Annotated in this window: 20 protein-coding genes and 1 tRNA gene; 18 read left to right on the top strand and 3 right to left on the bottom strand. The window is 65.6% G+C overall.

The features are described from left to right. Positions 1-10: 10 nt before the first annotated feature. Entirely contained in the window at positions 11-1588 is a 1578-nt protein-coding gene (locus ACN675_RS18580) for a type I restriction-modification system subunit M (protein WP_420752237.1), read from the bottom strand. Positions 1589-1808: 220 nt separating this feature from the next. After that, entirely contained in the window at positions 1809-2786 is a 978-nt protein-coding gene (locus ACN675_RS18575; protein ID WP_420752236.1) for a hypothetical protein, read from the bottom strand. A 130-nt stretch (positions 2787-2916) separates the two neighbouring features. Here ACN675_RS18575 and ACN675_RS18570 point away from each other — a divergent pair, with 130 nt between their 5' ends. From ACN675_RS18570 to ACN675_RS18520, 11 genes are all read left to right on the top strand, one after another. Beyond that, positions 2917-3231, top strand: a complete 315-nt coding sequence (locus ACN675_RS18570) for a hypothetical protein (protein WP_378528639.1) — start codon at positions 2917-2919, stop codon at positions 3229-3231. Positions 3232-3239: 8 nt separating this feature from the next. After that, positions 3240-3560, top strand: a complete 321-nt coding sequence (locus tag ACN675_RS18565; protein WP_231780801.1) for a hypothetical protein — start codon at positions 3240-3242, stop codon at positions 3558-3560. Next, positions 3547-3744: a hypothetical protein gene (locus tag ACN675_RS18560; protein WP_420752235.1), complete on the top strand. Its 198-nt coding sequence runs from the start codon at positions 3547-3549 to the stop codon at positions 3742-3744. Before ACN675_RS18565 ends, ACN675_RS18560 begins: the two co-directional genes overlap by 14 nt. Before the next feature lie 169 nt (positions 3745-3913). Beyond that, the gene (locus tag ACN675_RS18555) at positions 3914-4141 is read left to right on the top strand and encodes a hypothetical protein (RefSeq protein WP_420752234.1); all 228 of its coding nucleotides are present in this window, start codon (positions 3914-3916) and stop codon (positions 4139-4141) included. Continuing rightward, positions 4131-6281, top strand: coding sequence for a type IV secretory system conjugative DNA transfer family protein (locus ACN675_RS18550; protein ID WP_420752233.1), 2151 nt, complete (start codon positions 4131-4133; stop codon positions 6279-6281). Before ACN675_RS18555 ends, ACN675_RS18550 begins: the two co-directional genes overlap by 11 nt. A 224-nt stretch (positions 6282-6505) precedes the next feature. Further along, positions 6506-7231, top strand: a complete 726-nt coding sequence (locus ACN675_RS18545) for a replication-relaxation family protein (RefSeq protein WP_420752232.1) — start codon at positions 6506-6508, stop codon at positions 7229-7231. Next, positions 7228-8229 carry a DNA-methyltransferase gene (locus tag ACN675_RS18540; RefSeq protein WP_420752231.1) on the top strand — a complete coding sequence of 334 codons (1002 nt, stop codon included), beginning with the start codon at positions 7228-7230 and terminating at the stop codon, positions 8227-8229. Before ACN675_RS18545 ends, ACN675_RS18540 begins: the two co-directional genes overlap by 4 nt. 32 nt (positions 8230-8261) lie before the next feature. Beyond that, positions 8262-8642 carry a hypothetical protein gene (locus ACN675_RS18535; RefSeq protein ID WP_420752230.1) on the top strand — a complete coding sequence of 127 codons (381 nt, stop codon included), beginning with the start codon at positions 8262-8264 and terminating at the stop codon, positions 8640-8642. 313 nt (positions 8643-8955) lie between these two features. Beyond that, positions 8956-9345 (top strand): helix-turn-helix domain-containing protein, encoded by a 390-nt coding sequence (locus ACN675_RS18530; RefSeq protein WP_195052286.1) that lies wholly within the window; start codon positions 8956-8958, stop codon positions 9343-9345. A 28-nt stretch (positions 9346-9373) separates the two neighbouring features. Continuing rightward, entirely contained in the window at positions 9374-10024 is a 651-nt protein-coding gene (locus tag ACN675_RS18525; protein WP_231780797.1) for an ImmA/IrrE family metallo-endopeptidase, read from the top strand. 1 nt (position 10025) lies between these two features. Further along, positions 10026-11714: a recombinase family protein gene (locus tag ACN675_RS18520; protein WP_420752229.1), complete on the top strand. Its 1689-nt coding sequence runs from the start codon at positions 10026-10028 to the stop codon at positions 11712-11714. Here ACN675_RS18520 and ACN675_RS18515 read toward each other — a convergent pair. Continuing rightward, positions 11680-11756: transfer RNA gene (locus ACN675_RS18515), tRNA-Arg, on the bottom strand. The genes ACN675_RS18520 and ACN675_RS18515 overlap by 35 nt on opposite strands. A gap of 145 nt (positions 11757-11901) precedes the next feature. On the opposite strand from ACN675_RS18515, the gene ACN675_RS18510 reads away from it, so the two are divergent. From ACN675_RS18510 to ACN675_RS18480, 7 genes are all read left to right on the top strand, one after another. Beyond that, entirely contained in the window at positions 11902-12783 is an 882-nt protein-coding gene (locus ACN675_RS18510; protein WP_420752228.1) for an FAD binding domain-containing protein, read from the top strand. Between the two features lie 4 nt (positions 12784-12787). Continuing rightward, a complete protein-coding gene (locus ACN675_RS18505; protein WP_420752227.1) occupies positions 12788-13285 on the top strand; it encodes a (2Fe-2S)-binding protein in 498 nt (165 codons plus the stop codon). Next, on the top strand, positions 13282-15678 hold the full coding sequence (locus ACN675_RS18500) for an aerobic carbon-monoxide dehydrogenase large subunit (protein ID WP_420752226.1): 2397 nt from the start codon (positions 13282-13284) through the stop codon (positions 15676-15678). Before ACN675_RS18505 ends, ACN675_RS18500 begins: the two co-directional genes overlap by 4 nt. Positions 15679-15697: 19 nt before the next feature. After that, positions 15698-16573, top strand: coding sequence for an XdhC family protein (locus ACN675_RS18495; RefSeq protein ID WP_420752225.1), 876 nt, complete (start codon positions 15698-15700; stop codon positions 16571-16573). After that, positions 16570-17460, top strand: a complete 891-nt coding sequence (locus ACN675_RS18490; RefSeq protein ID WP_420752224.1) for an AAA family ATPase — start codon at positions 16570-16572, stop codon at positions 17458-17460. Before ACN675_RS18495 ends, ACN675_RS18490 begins: the two co-directional genes overlap by 4 nt. Then, on the top strand, positions 17460-18665 hold the full coding sequence (locus tag ACN675_RS18485) for a vWA domain-containing protein (protein WP_420752223.1): 1206 nt from the start codon (positions 17460-17462) through the stop codon (positions 18663-18665). The genes ACN675_RS18490 and ACN675_RS18485 overlap by 1 nt, the downstream gene beginning before the upstream one ends. 22 nt (positions 18666-18687) lie before the next feature. Then, on the top strand, positions 18688-20018 hold a 1331-nt coding region (locus ACN675_RS18480), incomplete at its 3' end, for a wax ester/triacylglycerol synthase domain-containing protein (RefSeq protein ID WP_420752222.1).

The following is a 20018-nucleotide window of genomic DNA, read 5'->3' as shown; positions in this document are numbered from 1 at the left end:
ATTAAGTACCTCAGACAGTCGCACCGCGCGTGCCTTCCAGATCAGCGACGATGTTATCAATTGATGTACGCAGCTCCGCCTGGCGAGCCACGATACGGGCAATCTCGGCGTTCAGCTTAGTAATATCAACGGCTTCGCGGGTGTCTTCATGGTCGACGTAGGAAGCAACAGCGATGTTGTAGTCATTATTGGCGATGTCTTCATTAGTGATAAGTGTCGCGACGTGCTCGACGTCAACACGAGCGGTGTAGGTGTCGATAATGTGCTGCTGGTTCTCGGGAGTGAGCTTGTTCTTATTGGTACGGCGAGTGAATTCGTTCGAGGCGTCGATGAAGAGCACTGCGTTGTCGGACTTGGATTTCTTGAGAACAATGATGCAGGTCGCAATTGTGGTACCAAAGAATAGGTCCGGCGGCAGCTGAATCACGGCGTCGACATAGTTGTTGTCGATCAAATACTTGCGGATCTTTTGCTCCGCGCCCCCTCGATAAAGCACGCCAGGAAACTCGACGATCGCCGCCGTGCCGTTGACCGCCAGCCAGCTCAGAATGTGCATCGTGAAGGCAAGATCGGCCTTCGACTTCGGGGCAAGCACGCCAGCAGGCGCGAAGCGCTCGTCGTTAATTAGTAACGGGTTGCTGTCACCCTCCCACTTGATCGAGTACGGCGGGTTGGAGACGATCGCCTCAAACGGCTCGTCATCCCAATGCTGGGGGTCGAGCAGAGTGTCACCATGGGCGATATCGAACTTCTCGTAGTTCACGTCGTGCAGGAACATATTGATGCGGGCAAGGTTATAGGTGGTTAGATTGATTTCTTGCCCGAAAAAGCCGCCTACATTGTCTTTACCGAGTACTTTGGCGAACTTCAGTAGTAGTGAGCCCGAGCCGGCGGCGGGGTCGTAGACCTTGTTGACGCGCGTCTTACCGACGACGGTGATCTTCGCCAATACCTCGGAGACTTCCTGTGGGGTGTAGTACTCACCACCCGACTTGCCGGCCTGCGAGGCATACATCTGCATGAGGAACTCGTAGGCGTCACCGAACAGGTCGATCGAGTGGTGCTCAAAGTTGCCGAGCGGCATGTCGCCGACCGCATCGAGGAGCTTCACTAGCTTCTCATTGCGCTTGGCAACGGTGCTACCGAGCTTTGAACTGTTCACGTCGAGGTCATCAAACAGGCCTTTGAGGTCATCCTCACTGTCCGTGCCGACGGCAGAGCCCTCGATGTTCTTAAAGACCCGCTCTAGTGTCTCATTGAGATTCTGATCCTGCGGCGCGCGCTCACGCACGTTCTGGAAGAGTTCAGACGGTAAAATGTAAAAACCTTTCTCGGCCACCGTCTCTTTACGGCCAAACTCGGCCTGCGAGTCGGGAAGGCGGGCGTAGTCGAAGTCCGCTACGCCAGCGTCGTGTTCAGCCTTGTTGATATAGGCGGTGAGGTTCTGGGAAATGAACCGATAGAACAGCATGCCGAGCACGTAGCTCTTAAAGTCCCAGCCATCCACGCTGCCACGCAAATCGTTGGCAATCCGCCAAATCGTCTTGTGGAGTTCAGCGCGCTGGGCTTCTTTGGTGGTCGGTGACATGTTCCTCGTACTCTCCTGCGAACGCTCGTGCGTACCGCTGTTTCAGTTGAATATCATTTTCAATTTTACCACGTTCGCGACCTATTTATGCAGGTCAGCGGCATGATGGGCTCCATGCGGCCGGACCGGACGCCTAAGCGGATCGAGCTTATCGGTCTACCCGGACACGTCGGTGGTATCGACACGGTTGTTACAGGTTGTCGCCGAGAACCAGACTGTCTTACGGAGCCACGCAAGCGGTCCGGGCGTGCGGTGTTTCTTGCGATCCGTGCGTGAAGTACGCCTCGACGTAGACACAGCCACGGACCGTGGCAAGGACTGGTCCATACGCCCACTCAACGGGGGCAGGCCCGGACGGCTCTGAGAATGCCACCACGGTCTCTGTGGCCGGTCGATGAGTCACCACATGGAGCGTCCACTCAGCGGGGATCTGCAAGAGCGTGTCCGGATTGTCGTTCCACAAGACGCGCCCCCACACCGCGTCACAACCCGGCCACGTCCGCACCTCCACGCTGCCGACCACCTGACCATCGACCCCAGTCAATAGCGGGCGTGTCGGGTGTGCCGGCTGACTGCTACTCACGAGCCCGCAGGCATCGTCGGTCATCAGGAGGGGGTCCTTGCCGTCGTAGCGGGCTTCGAGCTGCTCAGCCTCCGATGGCATGAGGAGGACAGTGGCGAGCGCAATGGCGATGACGATGCCAGCGGCCACCCACCAGCCAAATCGACGGACACGGCCCCGCGGGGGACTTACGGCCGGCTGGGGCTCGTCAACTCCGGCCGTTGCGACTGGTCTGGCCATAACTTCGCGACAAGCAGCGAGCACGCCCTCAGCAGTCTGCTGCAGAATGCGCTTCTCGTAGCTCTTGCGGAATCGTTCGGGACTGACATGCATACACCGGGCGGCGCGTTGCCGCCGATCAGTGGCCGGCGCGTGCTTCAGTCCCTTCGCTAGTCCGAAGGTGTACTCAGCTGCGTCTTGGAACTCGCCACCTTCGAAGCGGTCGAGCGCCGCTTGCAGCATGCGCTCAACTGCTTCCTGCGGTGCTTCGCCGCCTACCGACGTACCGAGGAGTTGAGCAGCCTGATCGAGCGCAGGTAATGACAGGCGCGCAACCGCCTCCAGTCCTTGTTCGCGAAGCCGCGCTAACTCGGCGACGAGCTCGTCTCGGTCCGGCAGCGGCAACGGCGCCGTCATGACCGGATAGTGCCCGAAGGATCGCCAGATGTCTACCGGCTCGCGGCCAGCTTCCACCCGGGCGCGTCGTATCGAATAGAGCCAGGTCAAACGGCCAGCTTCACACCCCTTCGAGACAAGAGGCGATGACATGACAAACCTCATCCCGCGTCCAGACCAACCACTTCAAGCGGGCGGAGCGCGCGCCAGCTTTACACGCGTGGAAGAACGGGATCTTGCCCGCCGTCAGAACGCTGAGATTGCCCGCGGCATTGTTGGTGCGACCAGCCTGCAGGCGGCTGCCATGGTCGCGAATGTTGGCATGCAATCCACCGCCATGCTCTACCGCCAAGCTGACCTTCTCAGCGCGGGCGATCCGGAGCTGCGCATGCAGCTGACTCCGATTGCTGCCCAGTACGCCGGCTGTGTCGGCGTGGAACTCACCCAGTTCTTCCTCTCGGGCTGACAGTCGTCATGGCAGTCATCCTGTTCGCCATCTTCGTCGGGGCTGGGCTGGTTCTAGCCCTGGCGGTGATGGCCTTCCTCGCCGCCGCCTGGCTCCTTTGCCAGGTGCTGCGCCTATGGGTAGTTGAGCCTGTCCAGCGCTGGTATCGATCACAAGGGCAGTGTGCCGTCGCCCTGAGTGAGGTTGCCCGCATCCAACAGCAAGCGACATCCGCAGTCCTCCGTCTGGAGGCGGCCGCCCTGCAGGCTCAGGCTGATATGACACGGCTCATCCTGGACATCAACGCCGGGGCGGCCCCGAACGGTGGCGGCGAAAATGAGCTCCAGTGATCCCCGGTCGTGGATCGATCGGCTGGTCGGCGCGTGCATTGGCCTGCTCGTGGGGGTCATCGCCCTTTACTGCGCGGTGCAAATCCTGCGGATGCTGCTGCCGTTTTTAGTGGCGGCGATCGGCGTACTGGCTATTGGCAGCGGCCTTATGACAGCGCGGCGCTGGTACCACGGACGCTGGTAAGACAGCTCAGAAATATTAGCAATTCATCCTTGAGAAATGCCGTTCCTGTCGCTGTTGTGAAATGAGCGCAAGTGATTGACTGTTCAATCAATTGAACGCACACTAGACACAGAATCGATCAACGAATTGAACGCGCTGGGCGGCAATTCATAGAAAAGGAGGTGTAGTTATGTCACGAACACGAAAAGCAAAAGCAGGGAAGGCGCGCCGCGAGCGCAGTATCGCAATTCGCACCATTCGGCGGCAACCGCCCGATCTGCGTAAATTGAGCCGTGCCGTCATTGCTCAGGCGCTGGCTGAGGCTGAAGCTGAGGCGGCGGCCCAGGCCATAGCAGCTGCTGACCAGGCACCCTCAGCGGAAAACATGCCGAGCCACGAGGTCTCTGATGACGAGTGACCGATTGGTGTGGCAGGAGATCATCTGGCCGCCCGTGCTAACCGAGGAGACCGCGCTCGGACTCCTGCGGCGACTTGCCACTGATCGTCTCACCCCACCGATTGCGCTAGAGGCCCGCGCCGACCATAGGGGCGTGCGCTATTTGGCGGGGACGCCGGAGGCCTATCACGCCATCCTGCGCCGCCATATCGAGCAGCTCGTGCCTGGTGCCCTGGTGATTGACCCAGAGGACCCACGGACAGCAGTCCAAACCGTCCGCCGGATTCGCCTGACGGATCGTGACCGTGCTGTGCGCCCTGCCGACGTCGCCGCCACGACGCGCGCGGTCCTCAGTGCTCTCTCTGGGGTTCGGCCTAACGAGCAACTCGTCATTCAAGCCATCTTTGGTCCCCGCAAGTTCCCGCAGGCCGTGCCGACGACGCAGCTCACTGCTCACCAAACCTGGACCGAAAAGTTGCGCTATGGCGTACTGACTGAACGCGACGCCGACCGGCGCGCCGCGATCAAGGCCAAACGCGGCCAGCATGGCTTCGCCCTCACCATTCGCTTGGGCGCGGTCGCCGTCACTGCTGATCGTCGCCAGACCCTGTTACTCGAACTGCTCGGCGCGCTGAGTACGGCAGAGAGCCCGGGTGTGCAGGTTGCCATCACTGCCGAACACCCACGCGGCCTCAATACCGCTCGCGCGCCCTGGCACTGGCCGCTACAACTCAACATTCAGGAGGTCGGCCCGCTACTTGGCTGGCCAATTAGTGACGACGACCGCGAACTGCCTGGCCTGCCCCCGCGCCATCCTCGCCCTGTCCGTCCTCGGCTGCTCGCCAGTTCGCACGATCGGATCGTTGCCCAGGCGACGGCGCCGGGCGTCAGTGGGCAGTTGGGCTATGGCGTCACAGATGCGCTGCGGCACACCTGGGTACTGGGTCCCAACGGCACCGGCAAATCGACATTGCTCCTCAACCTCATCGTCAGCGATATGCAAGCCGGACGTCCCGTGGTGGTGATCGAACCGAAGGATCTAGTTCGCGACGTATTGGCCTGTATACCGGCAGAGCGCCGCGATGACGTGGTGGTGTTCGATCCGCTCGACACGGCACCGGTCGGCATTAATCCGCTGATGCGGACGGTCGGCCGTCGTCCCGAACTCGGTGCCGACGCTGTGTTCGGTGTCCTGCATGCGCTCCACGGTGACGCCCTCGGGCCACGCAGTGCCGACATTCTGCAAAATGCCCTGACAGTGTTGGCGCGGCGAGATGACGCCAGCCTGGTGATGTTGCCGTTACTGCTGACTCATCATGGCTTCCGGCGCGCAGCCACGGCCCACGCCCTGCGTGACGACCCGATCGCAGCCGGCCCGTTCTGGCAGTGGTTTGAGGGTCTGTCCGACGAGGCTCGCAGCCAAATCGTGGCCCCACTGCAAAACAAGCTGCGCCCCCTTCTACAACCAGGGCTCCGCGCCGCCCTGGGCCAACGCCGTCCGCGCTTCAACCTGCGTCAAGTTCTGACCGAGGGCAAGATCCTGCTAGTCCCGCTCCAAAAGGGTGTCCTCGGCCCGGAGGCCGCACAGCTGCTCAGCGCCCTGATTTTGGCCGAACTATGGCAGGCAATCCGTGAGCGGGCCGCTGTACCCGCGCATCAGCGGCCGCCAGTGATGGTTTACATCGACGAGGTTCAGGACTATCTGCACCTGCCGACAGATCTCTCGGACGCTCTGGCCACCTCCCGCAGTCTTGGCGCCGGCTTCCATCTAGCCCACCAGTACCGTGACCAGCTGTCCCCGGCAATGCGAGCCGCCTTTGAAGCCAACGCGCGGTCGCGGATCTGTTTTCAGCTCAGTGCCGCCGATGCCAAGGCGATGTGCGCTGGGCAGTCCGTCCTCAGTCCGGAGGACTTTACGGCACTCCCGGCGTATCACGTCTACGCCAGCTTGCTACGGGATAATGCCGCTCAGCCATGGGCCTCGGGCATGACACTGCCCGCACCGCCGCCAAGTAGTGATCCGACTGACATTCGGGCTCGGTCCCGGGACCGCTTCGGGCAACCGCGCGCTGCCATTGAAGCCAGTTTTGCCGAGCTTCTGCATCTCGACGTGCCGCCCGATGAACCAGCTTTAGGCCGCCGCCGCCGGGGGACGTCATGACGGGCCGGACTTTCCCAGGCGACGGTATACCAGCCGGGCACCCGGTCGGGTGGTCGACCGGGGAGACGTCCTCGCAGGTGGAGACGTATTCCGCTGCACTAGGGGTGCCGACTCGTGACGATTCATCTCGTCTCTGCTCTTCGGCCGGCCGCCGGGTTGGGCGGCGCCGGTTGGCCGTCATCCGTGACTCCCTGTCAGACCGGGACTGGGCCATTCTTGGCACCGTGGCCGCCCACCGCTTCCTGACCACGCGGCAAGTCCAGGCCTTTCATTTCACCGATCACGCCAGCGACCTGTCAGCGGCCCGTGTCTGTCGGCGCGTGCTGGAGCGGCTGCGCCGTGACCGCCTCCTGGCAACCCTCGAGCGTCGAGTCGGGGGTGTCCGCGCCGGATCGGCCTCTTTCGTCTGGCACCTTGACGCGGTCGGCGACCGACTGCTCCGCCAGACGTCCAGCGCGCGTCCGCGGCGGCGTAGCTTCGAACCGTCGCTACATTTCCTGCAGCACACCCTGGCTGTGGCCGATCTGCACCTGCAGCTGCGGCAGGCTGCCTCTAGCGGGGCAATCGAGCTGCTGTACGTAGCAACGGAACCGGATTGCCATCGCCGGTATCCGCACCTTGGCGGGGGCCTCAGCATCCTGAAGCCGGACCTCTATGCCGTCACGGCAACGAGCGAGTTTGAAGACAGCTGGTTCTTCGAGATGGACCTTGGCACCGAAAGCCTGCCGCGACTGCTAGCCAAATGCGCCGAGTACGAGACCTATCGCCGCAGCGGCGTCGAGCAGCAGACCAGCAAAGTCTTCCCGATTGTGGTCTGGCTGATCAGGGAAGCACGTCGGCGCGCTGCGCTTACCGCCGCCATTGCCAAGGAGCAAAGCTTGCCGACCGAACTATTCCGAGTGCTCGCGCCCAGTGAGTTGCCCGCACTTGTCGCCGGAGGCACTTTGTGAGCGCGGTGCTTCGCAACCAGGTGCTGGTCGGCGACGCGCTTGACCGCCTGCGCACCCTGCCCAGTGAGAGCGTCGACATGGTTCTGACCAGCCCACCGTACTTCCGGTTACGCGATTACGGCGCCCACGGGCAACTCGGCTTGGAACCTCACGTCGACGACTGGGTGACTGCCCTGGCGGCGGTGAGTCGTGAGATTCGGCGTGTCCTCGTCCCCACCGGCACCGTCTGGCTGAACGTCGGCGATACCTACGCCACGCACACCAACCAAGGCGCGCCCGCTAAGAGTCTGGCTCTGGCACCCGAACGGCTCGTACTGGCGCTGCAGACCGAGGGCTGGATCGTGCGCAACAAGATCATCTGGGCAAAGACCAACCCGATGCCGACCAGTGTCCGCGACCGACTGTCCTGTACCTACGAGGTCATCTACGTACTGGCTCGCGCGCCGCAGTACTTCTTTGACCTCGATGCCATCCGCGTGCCGCATCGTTCCCAGCCGACGCACCGAAAGCCTGCCGTGACGAGGCGGCTGCGCGAAGCCTGGCGCGGTCCTAATGGCGATGACGCCTCAGGCTTGGCCAAGATGAAGGCAGCAGGACGCGTCGGGCACCCGCTCGGCAAGAACCCTGGTGACGTTTGGCAGCTCGCTACCAGCAGTTTCCGTAGCGACCACCATGCCACTTATCCCGTGAGCCTCGCTGTCCGCGCCATTCAAGCAGGCTGCCCGGAAGCCCGCTGCGTCCGCTGCCACCTCCCTTGGCGCCGCCGGACCATCCGCGCCCTTGGGGGCACTGCCACCCGCGCCGCCTTGGGACCAGACTGCGGCTGCAACGTCGGACGGGAACCGGGCCTGGTGCTCGACCCCTTCATTGGCAGCGGGAGTACGGCGGTGGCTGCTGAGCAGCTACAGCGCGACTGGCTCGGGATTGAACTGAGCGGTGAGTTCGCCGCCTTGGCGGAGGCCCGGATCCGCGCCAAACCCCACCACGCGGCTGGCTAGCCGGACGGCCTCGTCGGTGCCCTGCGGTTGCAGTGAGCGTCATCCCGATGTTCACCAGCCGCACCAACACCGAGGAGGTAGCCATGTCCGCTCCGGACGAACCAACCATCAAAGGCGGCGGCGTGAAGACGCTGGCCATCCGGCTGGAGCCGGAAATGCACGCCCAGCTGAGTCTGATAGCCCAGCTGCGCGGCAGCACCATCACCGACGAATTCCGGGCCGCCTTAGTCGCTCATATTGAGGCCGCTAAGTCCGCCCCGGAGCTCGCCAATAAGGCCGATACGGCGCTCGCTGACATCGAACGCGAGGCCGCCCTGCGCCGCGAGGCGATCGCCGCTCTGTTTGCGCCCGACGCGACGTCCCCGAGTACGCCGCGTCCCAGCCGGAAAGGGGCGGGTGAAAGCGCCGGCTGACATCTGACCCCACCCGGTCAGCTCGGTGTTCCCCACTAGGGGAACGGACGACGGGAGTGGCAGGTCGAGGTTTACCTCACTGCCTGCTCCCGTCGTCCATCTATCAACTACGCACGACAGCGGGGCGTCCCAGGAGGGGGGGCGGATGACGAGAGGACCCTAGGCATCCACCGGCTACGCACCACTGAAATGCGTCCCGTAATTAAGGCGATCCTCTCCTTTTGTTGCATTCTGTGTTGTGGAAATGTCTAAAATCGTTGAATGAATTGAACGGGAGAAATACAATAAGAATAGAAATTGGAGAGGAAGAAATATGAATCCAGAACAAGCATTTAAACTGGCGCAAACCTTACGCACGCGACGTGGTGAACTCGGCCTCTCGGCTAGCGAAATCGCTCGACGGGCCGACGTCGCCAAAGCGACCGTCACCCGGCTCGAACTAGGCGAAATTCCCCAACCTCGTCCCGACAATTTACGTGCCATCGCTGCAGCGCTGGAGCTGCCCGTCGCCGACCTCTTTGCCGCCGCCGACTGGATTCCCGAAGGTGAACTGCCCACCCTGACCCCGTACCTGCGCACTAAGTACAAGGACATGCCTGCTGATGCTGTGCGCGAGATTGAGCAACACTTCGCCGCTGTCGCCGAGCGGCACGGCATTACGTTTGATCACACCGCTGGCCCGTCGACCGGGCAAGACGAATAACTAACGATTCACTGTGAAAGGAGACGCCATGACCCACCTCAACGCCAACCACTACGAGAACCGCAGCGTCCTGGCCTCCTTGCGCACAGTGATTCCTGCCCGCAACCACATCACCTTTGCCGAGGCGCTACGCATTGCCGAGTTGCACGCCAACCGCCTGCTGGAGCTCCACCGCATCAGCGACGGACCAACACCGAGCGAACTGATTGCCGAGCTGCCGAAGCTCCAGATCGAGTACGTCGAGGCGCCCGTATCCGGGGCGAGCTTCTGGAACGGCCACGCCTGGATCATTCAGCTCAACCGTGCCGAGAGCTTCACCCGTCAGCGCTTCACACTGGCTCATGAGTACAAGCACATTATCGACCACGGTGCGGCTGGCCGACTGTATGCCGGCTCCCGTACCGCCTCCGCAGCCGACCAAGCCGAGCAAGCTGCCGACTACTTCGCGGGCTGCCTCCTGGTGCCGCGGCGCCTCCTCAAACGCGCTTGGGGCAACGGCCTGCAGCGTCCGCGCGATCTCGCCCGCCACTTCCAGGTATCGGAGCAAGCCATTGCGGTCCGTCTCGCCCAGACCGGCCTAGTTGAGCGCCCCGCCCGCTGCCGTCCGCCCCGCTTCTCCTCCACCGCTACTGCCACAATCCGCTATTACCGGGCCGCGCCGGCCCTGCAAGGAGCCTGACATGAACGTCCCGCAACGCACCGACCCGGCAGACCCCGCGGTGGCGGTGTCCTACATCCGGGTGTCGACCAAAGAGCAGGCCGAGCGGGATGGCGATCCGGAGGGCTACTCAATCCCGGCGCAACGCGAAGCCAACCGCCGCAAAGCCACAGCCATTGGAGCGGTGATCCTGGAAGAGTTCGTTGACCGCGGGGAATCAGCCCGCTCGGCGGATCGACCGGAACTCCAAAAGCTCCTCCGCTTCATCGCGGCAAACCCCGTCGACTACGTCCTGGTACACAAGGTGGATCGCCTGGCCCGTAATCGCGTCGATGATGTCGAGATCAATCTCGCCATTCGTAAGAGCGGCGCCACGCTGGTCTCGGCCACGGAGAATATCGATGAGACAGCCTCCGGCATGCTGCTGCACGGCATCATGAGCTCGATTGCTGAGTTCTACTCACGCAACTTGGCGACCGAGGTTCTCAAGGGGATGGAGCAGAAGGCCAAGACCGGCGGCACCCCCGGCAAAGCCCCGCTTGGCTACCGTAACGTCGCCGCCTTGAACGCTGAAGGCCGCGAGGTGCGCACCGTCGCTGTCGATCCAGACCGGGCTCCGCTCATCACCTGGGCCTTCCAGGCGTATGCAACAGGGGACTGGACGCTGCGCCGCCTGGCTGGCGCCTTGGAAGCACGGGGCCTCACCTCGCGCCCCACCACGCGATCACCGGGTGGGCCGCTTGCCCTCAACTCAGTACACAAGATTCTGCGCGCGCCCTACTACAAGGGCGAGGTGACCTACCGCGGCGTCCAGTACCCGGGTCGGCATCAGCCGCTGATTGACGACGCTACGTGGGCACGGGTTCAGGAGGTGCTTGACGCTCGGGCTACGGGGGAGCGCTCCCGCGAGCACCCGCACTACCTCAAGTCGAGTGTCTTCTGCGGCGGCTGTGGCAGCCGGTTGATCGTGACGATGTCCAAGAACCGCTACGGCACGCTTTACCCCTACTTCATCTGTCTAGGACGCCACAGTAAGAGCAACGGCTGCATGCGCAAGGCCGTGCTCATCTCAGTCGTCGAAGAGTTGGTCGAGGATGCCTATCGGACGATCCAGCTCGATCCGGAGGTACGGCGCCAAATCGAAACCCGCCTGCGGGCCGAAATCGCAGCCACCCGGGCGAGTATCGATGCCGAGGTGCGGGACCTCATAACCCAGAAAGAGCGGCTCCTGGCCGAGCGCAGCCGGCTGCTCCAGGCCCACTACGCCGGGGCTGTACCACTTGACTTGCTCAAGAGTGAGCAGGACCGCATCGCCCGTCAACTGGGGGCCATCGAGGAGAGGCTATCGGCTGCCAACGTGGCAATCGATGACGTTGAAGCCAACCTGCAGCGGGCGCTGGACTACGCCACTCACTGCTATCAGGGCTACCTGGCCGCTGGCCCGCACGTGCGCCGACTTTACAACCAGGCCTTCTTCGAGAAGATTTACGTCGAGGACGATGACGTGCGGGTTACGCTGCAGGAGCCGTTCAAGACACTGGCCGGACCTGTAGCTATTGGCGACGCTGAAGAACGGGTAACGGGGACCGCCGAACCAAGTGCACCGTCGTTAACCGAGGTAATGAGCAGAAACAACAAACCTTCGTCCTGGGACGAAGGTTTGAATGAAATAATTCTGGTGCCCCCGGCAGGATTCGAACCTGCGACCTAGAGATTAGAAGGCTCTTGCTCTATCCACCTGAGCTACGGAGGCGCGAGGAGCATCGTAGCTGCTCTGCCCGTGATCGGGAATTTCGGGCAGGCGGCGAGTCGTCGATCCGGTCGGAATCGCCCGATTCTCCTGCAGGATCCCGGCGCGAGGATACACTGCGCATGTAACCGGATGTGAGGTGTTTCACATGCAGGTACCAGGGCCATTCGAGTACGAGCGCGCGACCGGCGTCGACCACGCGATCACGCTGCTGGACAAACTGGGGGACGAGGCGAGGGTCATCGCCGGTGGTCACAGCCTCCTGCCGATGATGAAGTTGCGGCTGGCGAACCCCGAGTTCTTGATCGACATCAACGACCTCGCCGGCGAGCTGGGCTATATCGACGTCGGGGACGACGTCGTGCGGATCGGCGCGATGGTCCGCCACCGCGAACTGCTCGAGTCCGACGACCTCGCGGCGGTGTTCCCGATCTTCCGGGACGCGGAGAAGGTCATCGCCGACCCGGTCGTCCGCAATCGCGGCACCCTCGGCGGATCGCTGTGCCAGGCCGATCCCGCCGAGGACCTGTCGACCGTGTGCACCGTGCTCGACGCCACGTGCGTGTTGCGCGGACCGTCCGGAACGCGGGAACTCTCGCTCGCCGATTTCCAGCTCGGCCCCTACGAGACCGCCGCCGCGAGCAACGAGCTCCTCGTCGAAGTGCGGTTGCCGCGGCACGGCAACGGATCCAGCGCGTACGCGAAGGTCGAACGGCGCGCGGGGGACTGGGCCATCGCTGCCGCCGGAGCGGCAGTGTGGATGAACGGCAAGACGATCGAGCAGGCGCGGGTCGCGCTCACCGCGGTGCGTCCCGATCCCGGCGCGCTCGCCGAACTCGGAGAATTCCTGCGCGGTGCCGAACCTTCCGAGGAACTGTTCCGCGAGGCCGGCGCGAGAGCCGCGGCCGCGTGCAACCCCGACGCCGATCAGCGCGGAACAGCAGACTACAAGCGTCATCTCGCGTCGGAACTGACCGTACGCACGCTGCGCCGCTCCGTCGAACGGCTCGCAGTTGCCGAAAGGGGCTGAACTCATGCAGGTTTCGATGACGGTGAACGGGCAGCCCGTGACCGCGGAGATCGAACCGCGAACGCTGCTCGTGCACTTCCTGCGAGACCACCTGGGGCTCAACGGAACCCACTGGGGATGCGACACCAGCAACTGCGGCACCTGCGTCGTCGCCGTCGACGGTGAACCCGTCAAGTCCTGCACGATGCTCGCCGCTATGGCGAGCGGGCACGCCGTCCTCACCGTCGAAGGACTGGAGAAGGACGGTGTGCTGGACCCGGTCCAGGAAGGGTTCATGCGGTGTCACGGCCTGCAGTGCGGCTTCTGCACGCCGGGGATGATGATCACCGCGCGAGCCCTGCTCGACCGCGATCCCGACCCCGACGAAGCCACCATCCGCGAGGCGATCTCCGGCCAGATCTGCCGCTGCACCGGCTATACGACCATCGTGCGTTCGGTGCGCTGGGCCGCCGAACACGCCTCCACCGAACAGCTCACCGAATCCGAGGGAGCAGTGTCATGACCGCCGTCGAACCCGACCGGCAGGATCCCGAGACCGTCGACAACGACCGCACGCCGTGCGGGCACGGCCGGATGCTCCGCAAGGAGGATCCCCGCTTCATTCGTGGCCGCGGCAACTACGTCGACGACGTCCAGTTGCCCGGGATGCTGCACCTCGCGATCCTGCGCGCCCCCGTCGCGCACGCGAAACTCGTCAGCATCGACACCACCGCCGCGCAGGCGCATCCCAAGGTCAAAGCCGTTGTCACCGGCGCCGACCTCGCCGCAAAGGGCCTGGCGTGGATGCCGACGCTCTCCAACGATGTGCAGGCCGTCCTCGTCACCGACAAGGTGCGGTTCTTCGGGCAGGAGGTCGCGTTCGTCGTCGCCGAGGACCGCTACTCCGCCCGCGACGCACTCGAGCTCATCGACGTCGAATACGAGCAGCTCGACCCGGTGATCGATGTCCGCCGCGCACTCGCCGAGGACGCGCCGGTGATCCGCGACGACCTCGACGGCAAGACCGACAACCACTGCTTCGACTGGGAGACCGGCGACGCCGCCGCCACCGACGCCGCGTTTGCGAAGGCCGACGTGGTGAGCCGCCAGGAGATCGTCTACCCGCGCGTGCACCCGGCACCGATGGAGACCTGCGGCGCCGTCGCCGACCTGGACCGCGTCACCGGCAAGCTGACCTTGTGGTCCACGAGCCAGGCCCCACACGCGCACCGCACCCTGTATGCGCTGGTCGCCGGTCTGCCCGAACACAAGATCCGGGTGATCTCCCCGGACATCGGCGGCGGCTTCGGCAACAAGGTGGCCATCTACCCGGGCTACGTGTGCGCGATCGTGGCATCCCTGCTGACCGGCAAACCGGTCAAATGGATGGAGGACCGCAGCGAGAATCTGACCAGCACGAGCTTCGCGCGCGACTACGTGATGGTCGGGGAGATCGCCGCCACCAAGGACGGCAAGATCCTGGCGATCCGCTCGCAGGTCCTCGCCGACCACGGCGCCTTCAACGGCACCGCGGCCCCGGTGAAGTACCCGGCCGGATTCTTCGGCGTGTTCACCGGCAGCTACGACATCGAAGCCGCCTACTGCCACATGACCGCCGTCTACACCAACAAGGCGCCCGGCGGCGTCGCGTACGCGTGTTCGTTCCGCATCACCGAAGCCGTGTACTTCGTCGAACGGCTCGTCGACTGCCTCGCCTACGACCTCGACATGGACCCGGCGCAGCTGCGGCTGAAGAATCTGCTGCGCCCCGACCAGTTCCCGTACATGAGCAAGACCGGATGGAAGTACGACTCCGGCGACTACGCGACGACGATGCGCAAGGCCATGGAGATGATCGGCTACGACGAGCTGCGCCGCGAACAGGCGGAGCGGCGCGAGCGCGGCGAACTCATGGGCATCGGCATGGCGTTCTTCACCGAGGCAGTCGGGGCCGGGCCGCGCAAGGACATGGACATCCTCGGCCTGGGCATGGCCGACGGCTGCGAGCTGCGAGTGCACCCGACCGGCAAGGCCGTGGTGCGGCTGTCGGTGCAGTCACAGGGACAGGGCCACGAGACGACGTTCGCGCAGATCGTCGCCGAGGAACTGGGCATTCCACCCCAGGACATCGACGTCGTGCACGGCGACACCGACAACACCCCGTTCGGGCTCGGCACCTACGGCAGCCGCTCGACCCCGGTCTCGGGCGCGGCGGCCGCGCTGGTCGCCCGCAAGGTCCGCGACAAGGCGAAGATCATCGCGTCCGGGATGCTCGAGGTGTCCGTCGCCGACCTGGAATGGGAGAAGGGGCGCTTCCACGTGGCGGGCGACCCCGACGCGGCCGTCACGATCCAGGACATCGCCATGCGCTCGTACGGCGCCGGCGACCTTCCGGAAGGGATCGAAGGTGGGCTCGAGGCCCAGATCTGTTACAACCCCGAGAATCTCACCTACCCGTACGGTGCGTACTTCTGCGTCGTCGACGTCGATCCCGGTACCGCACAGGTGAAAGTGCGGCGGTTCCTCGCCGTCGACGACTGCGGCACCCGCATCAACCCGATGATCATCGAAGGCCAGGTGCACGGCGGCATCGTCGACGGCATCGGGATGGCGCTGATGGAGATGATCGAATTCGACGAGAACGGAACGTGTCTCAGCGGATCCTTCATGGATTACCTGATCCCGACCGCGCTCGAGGTGCCGCACCTCGAGACCGGTTTCACCGTCACCCCGTCGCCGCACCACCCGATCGGCGCGAAGGGTATCGGGGAGTCCGCGACCGTCGGGTCCCCGCCCGCCGTCGTCAACGCCATCGTCGACGCACTGAAACCGTTCGGGGTGCGGCACGCCGACATGCCGCTGACACCGTCGCGGGTGTGGGAGGCGATGCAGGGCCGCGCGACACCGCCGATCTGACGGGAGGGTGGAGAGAACCATGGACCTCACCGCGCGGGCCGCGCAGCTTTCCGCCGAACGCCGGCCGTTCGTGCGCGCCACGGTGGTGCGGGCGCAGAAGCCGACGTCCGCGAGATCCGGGGATTGCGCGCTCGTGCTCGGCGACGGCACCATCGAGGGCTTTGTCGGCGGGCAGTGCACCGAGAATTCCGTGCGCGTCGCCGCCCGCGAGGCGCTCGACACCGGCGAGAGTGTGCTGCTGCGGGTGCTGCCGGGCGACGCGGGCGTCTTTCCCGAGGCGCCCGGCGCGACCGTCGCGGTCAATCCCTGCCAATCCGGAGGCGCCATGGAGATCTTCCTGGAACCGCAACTGCCGGCGCCGATCCTCGCAATCTCCGGGACGTCACCGATCGCCGACGCGGTCGCGGCGTTCGGCGAGCTCCTCGACCTCGCCGTGGTCCGGCTGCCCGGCACCCACGTGCCGAACGGAGCGACCGCCGTGATCGTCGCGAGCCTCGGCGGGGAGGAGGCCGCGGTGATCCGCTCGGGCCTCGACGCCGGCGCCGCGTACATCGGTCTGGTCGCGAGCCGCAAGCGCGGGCCCGAGGTCCTCGAGCAGCTCGACGCCACCGCCGCCGAACTCGCCCGCATCCACACCCCGGCCGGCCTGGACATCGGAGCCCGCACCGCCGCGGAGATCGGCCTGTCCATCGTCGCGGACGTGGTGCGCACGATCCGCAGCAGCAAGGTGGCACCGCCCGTGTCCGCGCCGCAGCCGGTCACCGCCGTCGACCCGGTGTGTGGCATGACCGTGACCGTCACCGACTCCACCCCGCACCTGAACGTCGACGGCACCGATGTGTGGTTCTGCTGCCCCGGCTGCCGCCGTGCCTACGAGAAGGAGCACGCGGCGTGACGGTGCCCGACCCGGCCCCGACGTTCACCGACGTCGACGACGTGATCCGCCGGTTCGACGCGCACGACTACCTGCTCGACGAGGGGACCGCCACGGCGTTGTTTCTCGCCGTCGAACTCGGCCGGCCGCTGCTGCTCGAAGGTGAACCGGGAGTGGGGAAGACCACCGCGGCCAAGGCGCTCGCCCTGGCGCTCGACGCGCCGCTCATCCGGCTGCAGTGCTACGAGGGGCTCACCGCGAGCGAAGCCCTCTACGACTGGAACCATCAGCGGCAACTGCTCGCCATCCGCCTCGCCGAGTCCCGCGGCGACACCCTGCACGAGGCCGATCTGTACTCGGAGGAATTCCTCCTCGAACGGCCCGTCCTGCAGTGCGTGCGACACCGCGGCCCCACCGCGCCGGTGTTGCTCGTCGACGAAATCGACCGTGCCGACGACGAATTCGAGGCATTGTTGCTCGAATTTCTCGGCGAGTTCGCCGTCACCGTGCCGGAACTGGGCACCCTGACCGCGACCCGGCGACCGGTGGTGGTGCTCACCTCCAACCGCAGCCGCGACCTGCACGACGCGCTGCGCCGCCGCTGCCTGTACCACTGGATCGACTATCCCGACCGGGAGCGGGCGGTCGCGATCCTGCGCCGCACCGTGCCCGTCGCCAATGCGGCGCTGATCGCCCGCGCCGCGGAGTTCGTCGCGACCGTGCGCACCCTCGACCTGGACAAGGCCCCCGGGATCGCCGAGACCATCGACTGGGTGTCCGCGCTCGCCGCGCTCGGCGTCACCGATCTCGTGCGGTCCGACGCGACCGGGCTGGCCGCCCTCGCCAAGACCCCCGACGACCTCGACACGATCCGCGGCGCCTACGGGGAGTTCGCGGGAACCCCGTGATGCCGCAGGAGCCCGACGACGGAGGCGTGCTGCGCGGTGTCGACCGTGCCGCATTCGCGGTCGCGCTCGTCGACCGGTTGCGTGCCGGGGGTGTCACCGTACCCGCTGACGCGTCCGCGATCCTCAGCCGCGCGCTGCACCTGCATCCGCCGCGCACCCGCAGCCGCCTGTACTGGGTGGCGCGGCTGTCGCTCGTCGACCGCTACGACAACCTCGCCGGATTCGACGCCGCGTTCACCGCCGTGTTCGATCACGCCGCGCTGCAACTGGATCCGCACGCGCGGCGCACCGGGCCCGACGACACCGCCCGGCACGGTGCCGATCCGATCGAGAAGCCGAACGTCGCGGACGCCCGCGCCTCCACCTCCCACGCCGCGGCTTCCGTTCCGTGGGTCACCCGTGCCGCGGTAACGCACACCCGGGACGACACCCGGCCGGGGGAGCAGCGGGCCTCCGCGCTCGCGGGGTCCGCGGACCAGCGGTTCGGGGACATGGATCCGGCGGCGCTGCGGGATCTCGGCGCCCGGCTGGAGCAACTCGCGGTGCGGTGGCCGACCCGCCGGTCCCGCCGTCGTGAACAGCGCACCAGCGGACGCATCGACCTACGCGCGAGCATCGCGAGGTCCCGGCACACCGGATACGAACTCGTCCGACTGGTGCATTCGCAGCCGCGCAGGCGCCGTCGCCGCATCGTGGTGCTGTGCGACGTCAGCCGGTCCATGCGCGGCTACGCCGAGATCTACCTGCACCTGATGCGGGCGGCGGTCCGGTCCGGTGATGCGGAGGTGTTCGCGTTCGCGACCGCACCGACCCGCCTGACCGCGACCCTGGCGCACCGTTCCGTGGAGCGAGCCGTCGACGAAGCGAACGCGAAGGTCGCCGATCGGTTCGGCGGCACCCGCATCGCGGGCAGTCTCGCCGAGATCCTCGGTTCGCACCGCGGGCACCTGTTGCGCGGCGCGATCGTCGTGATCGCCTCGGACGGCTGGGACAGCGACGACCCGGCCGAGTTGGCGCGCACGATGGCGCGGATCCGCCGTCGTGCGCACCGCGTCGTGTGGCTCAATCCCCGCGCCGGAAGCCCAGGTTTCACGCCGAGTACCGGTGCGATGGCCGCGGCGTTACCGTACTGCGACGCGCTGCTGCCCGCCGACACGTTCGGCGCCCTGCACGATGTGCTCGAAACCGTCGTCGCTGCGCGATGACCCGGTGCCGGAGGTGAGGTCCGTGCCGAACACCAAGACCGACACATCGAACGGGGTCCGGATCGAGCGTGCCGGTCCGGCGGACCTCACCGTGCTCGCGACCGACCGTGGACCGGTACCGATGAACATCGGTGCGATCCTCGAGTTCGACGCAGCGCCCGGGCCCGATCTGTCGACGCTGAGAACACATCTCGCAGAACGGATTCCTGCGATTCCGCGGCTGCGACAGCGACTGCAGCGAGTGCCGTTCGGCTGTGGCCGTCCGGTGTGGGTCGACGATCCGGGTTTCGCACTCGAACAGCATCTGACCGAACAGGACTGGCCCGCACCGGCAGACGAACGTCGACTCTTCGACCTCGCAGCCGAATTCGTCTGCACCCCGCTGCCTCGCGACCGTCCGTTGTGGCAGGCGCGGCTGGTGTCGGATCGATCGGGCGGACGAAGCGCCCTGATCGTGGTCCTGCACCACGTGCTCGCCGACGGCCTCGGTGGCTTGGCGGTGCTTGCGGCGCTGACCGATGGCGGACCACTGCTCGCCGGCCCGGTTTTTCCGCAGCCACCGCCGGGCCGAAAGACGGTGGCGGCCGATGCCGCGCGAGCGCGACTCGCCGCCGTGCAAACGCTCCCGGTCGCAGTGCGCCGCGGATTCGCGGGGTTGCGCGAACTCGGTCTCGGCCGGAGCGGGTCTCGCCTCGTCGAGCCGACCTCGCTGAACCGGCCGACGTCGAGCCGGCGGCGTGTCACGCGGATCACCGTGCCGCTGGCCGACGTCAAATCCCTGGCGCACCGCCATCACGGCACCGTCAACGACGTCGTCGTGACCGCCGTGACCGGTGCCATGCAGGCCGTCCTGCGGGCTCGCGGGGAGCGCCCCGACCGGTTGGTGGTTTCGGTGCCGATCTCGGGGCGCCGCAGTACGACCGCGGATCGCCTGGGCAACGCCACCGGTGTCCGCCCCGTCTCGGTGCCGGCGATCGCGGACGACGAAACCCGTCTCGTCCACATCGTCGCCGCGACGAGTGCTGCCCGCGAACAGCATCGGGAGCGGGCGTCGTCCGGCGGACCGCTGGGTTTGGCGTTCCGGGCGCTGAGCCGGCTCGGACTGTTCCGGTGGTTCATCGATCATCAGCGGATGGTGCACACCTTCGTGACGAACCTGCGCGGCCCGGCCGAGCCCGTGGACCTGGCGGGGTTCCGGGTGCGGTCGCTGGTGCCGCTGGTGGTCACCCCCGGCAACGTGGGTGTGACCTTCGCGGTGCTGTCGTACGCGGGCGATCTGGGGATCACCCTGGTGGCGGATCCCGCCATCGTCCCCGAGCAGGACGAGCTGGCAAAGCAGGTGGCGGACACGCT

Source organism: Rhodococcus sp. O3 (genome assembly GCF_048897285.1).
Lineage (GTDB): Bacteria > Actinomycetota > Actinomycetes > Mycobacteriales > Mycobacteriaceae > Rhodococcus.
This window is presented reverse-complemented; position numbering and strand designations above follow the sequence as displayed.

What these genes read in the sequence shown, in the direction of transcription:
- ACN675_RS18580 (WP_420752237.1), bottom strand. Translation starts at nt 1,588, where the DNA reads ATGTCACCGACCACCAAAGAAGCCCAGCGCGCTGAACTCCACAAGACG.
- ACN675_RS18575 (WP_420752236.1), bottom strand. Translation starts at nt 2,786, where the DNA reads ATGACGGCGCCGTTGCCGCTGCCGGACCGAGACGAGCTCGTCGCCGAG.
- ACN675_RS18570 (WP_378528639.1), top strand. Translation starts at nt 2,917, where the DNA reads ATGACAAACCTCATCCCGCGTCCAGACCAACCACTTCAAGCGGGCGGA.
- ACN675_RS18565 (WP_231780801.1), top strand. Translation starts at nt 3,240, where the DNA reads ATGGCAGTCATCCTGTTCGCCATCTTCGTCGGGGCTGGGCTGGTTCTA.
- ACN675_RS18560 (WP_420752235.1), top strand. Translation starts at nt 3,547, where the DNA reads ATGAGCTCCAGTGATCCCCGGTCGTGGATCGATCGGCTGGTCGGCGCG.
- ACN675_RS18555 (WP_420752234.1), top strand. Translation starts at nt 3,914, where the DNA reads ATGTCACGAACACGAAAAGCAAAAGCAGGGAAGGCGCGCCGCGAGCGC.
- ACN675_RS18550 (WP_420752233.1), top strand. Translation starts at nt 4,131, where the DNA reads ATGACGAGTGACCGATTGGTGTGGCAGGAGATCATCTGGCCGCCCGTG.
- ACN675_RS18530 (WP_195052286.1), top strand. Translation starts at nt 8,956, where the DNA reads ATGAATCCAGAACAAGCATTTAAACTGGCGCAAACCTTACGCACGCGA.
- ACN675_RS18525 (WP_231780797.1), top strand. Translation starts at nt 9,374, where the DNA reads ATGACCCACCTCAACGCCAACCACTACGAGAACCGCAGCGTCCTGGCC.
- ACN675_RS18520 (WP_420752229.1), top strand. Translation starts at nt 10,026, where the DNA reads ATGAACGTCCCGCAACGCACCGACCCGGCAGACCCCGCGGTGGCGGTG.
- ACN675_RS18510 (WP_420752228.1), top strand. Translation starts at nt 11,902, where the DNA reads ATGCAGGTACCAGGGCCATTCGAGTACGAGCGCGCGACCGGCGTCGAC.
- ACN675_RS18505 (WP_420752227.1), top strand. Translation starts at nt 12,788, where the DNA reads ATGCAGGTTTCGATGACGGTGAACGGGCAGCCCGTGACCGCGGAGATC.
- ACN675_RS18500 (WP_420752226.1), top strand. Translation starts at nt 13,282, where the DNA reads ATGACCGCCGTCGAACCCGACCGGCAGGATCCCGAGACCGTCGACAAC.
- ACN675_RS18495 (WP_420752225.1), top strand. Translation starts at nt 15,698, where the DNA reads ATGGACCTCACCGCGCGGGCCGCGCAGCTTTCCGCCGAACGCCGGCCG.
- ACN675_RS18485 (WP_420752223.1), top strand. Translation starts at nt 17,460, where the DNA reads ATGCCGCAGGAGCCCGACGACGGAGGCGTGCTGCGCGGTGTCGACCGT.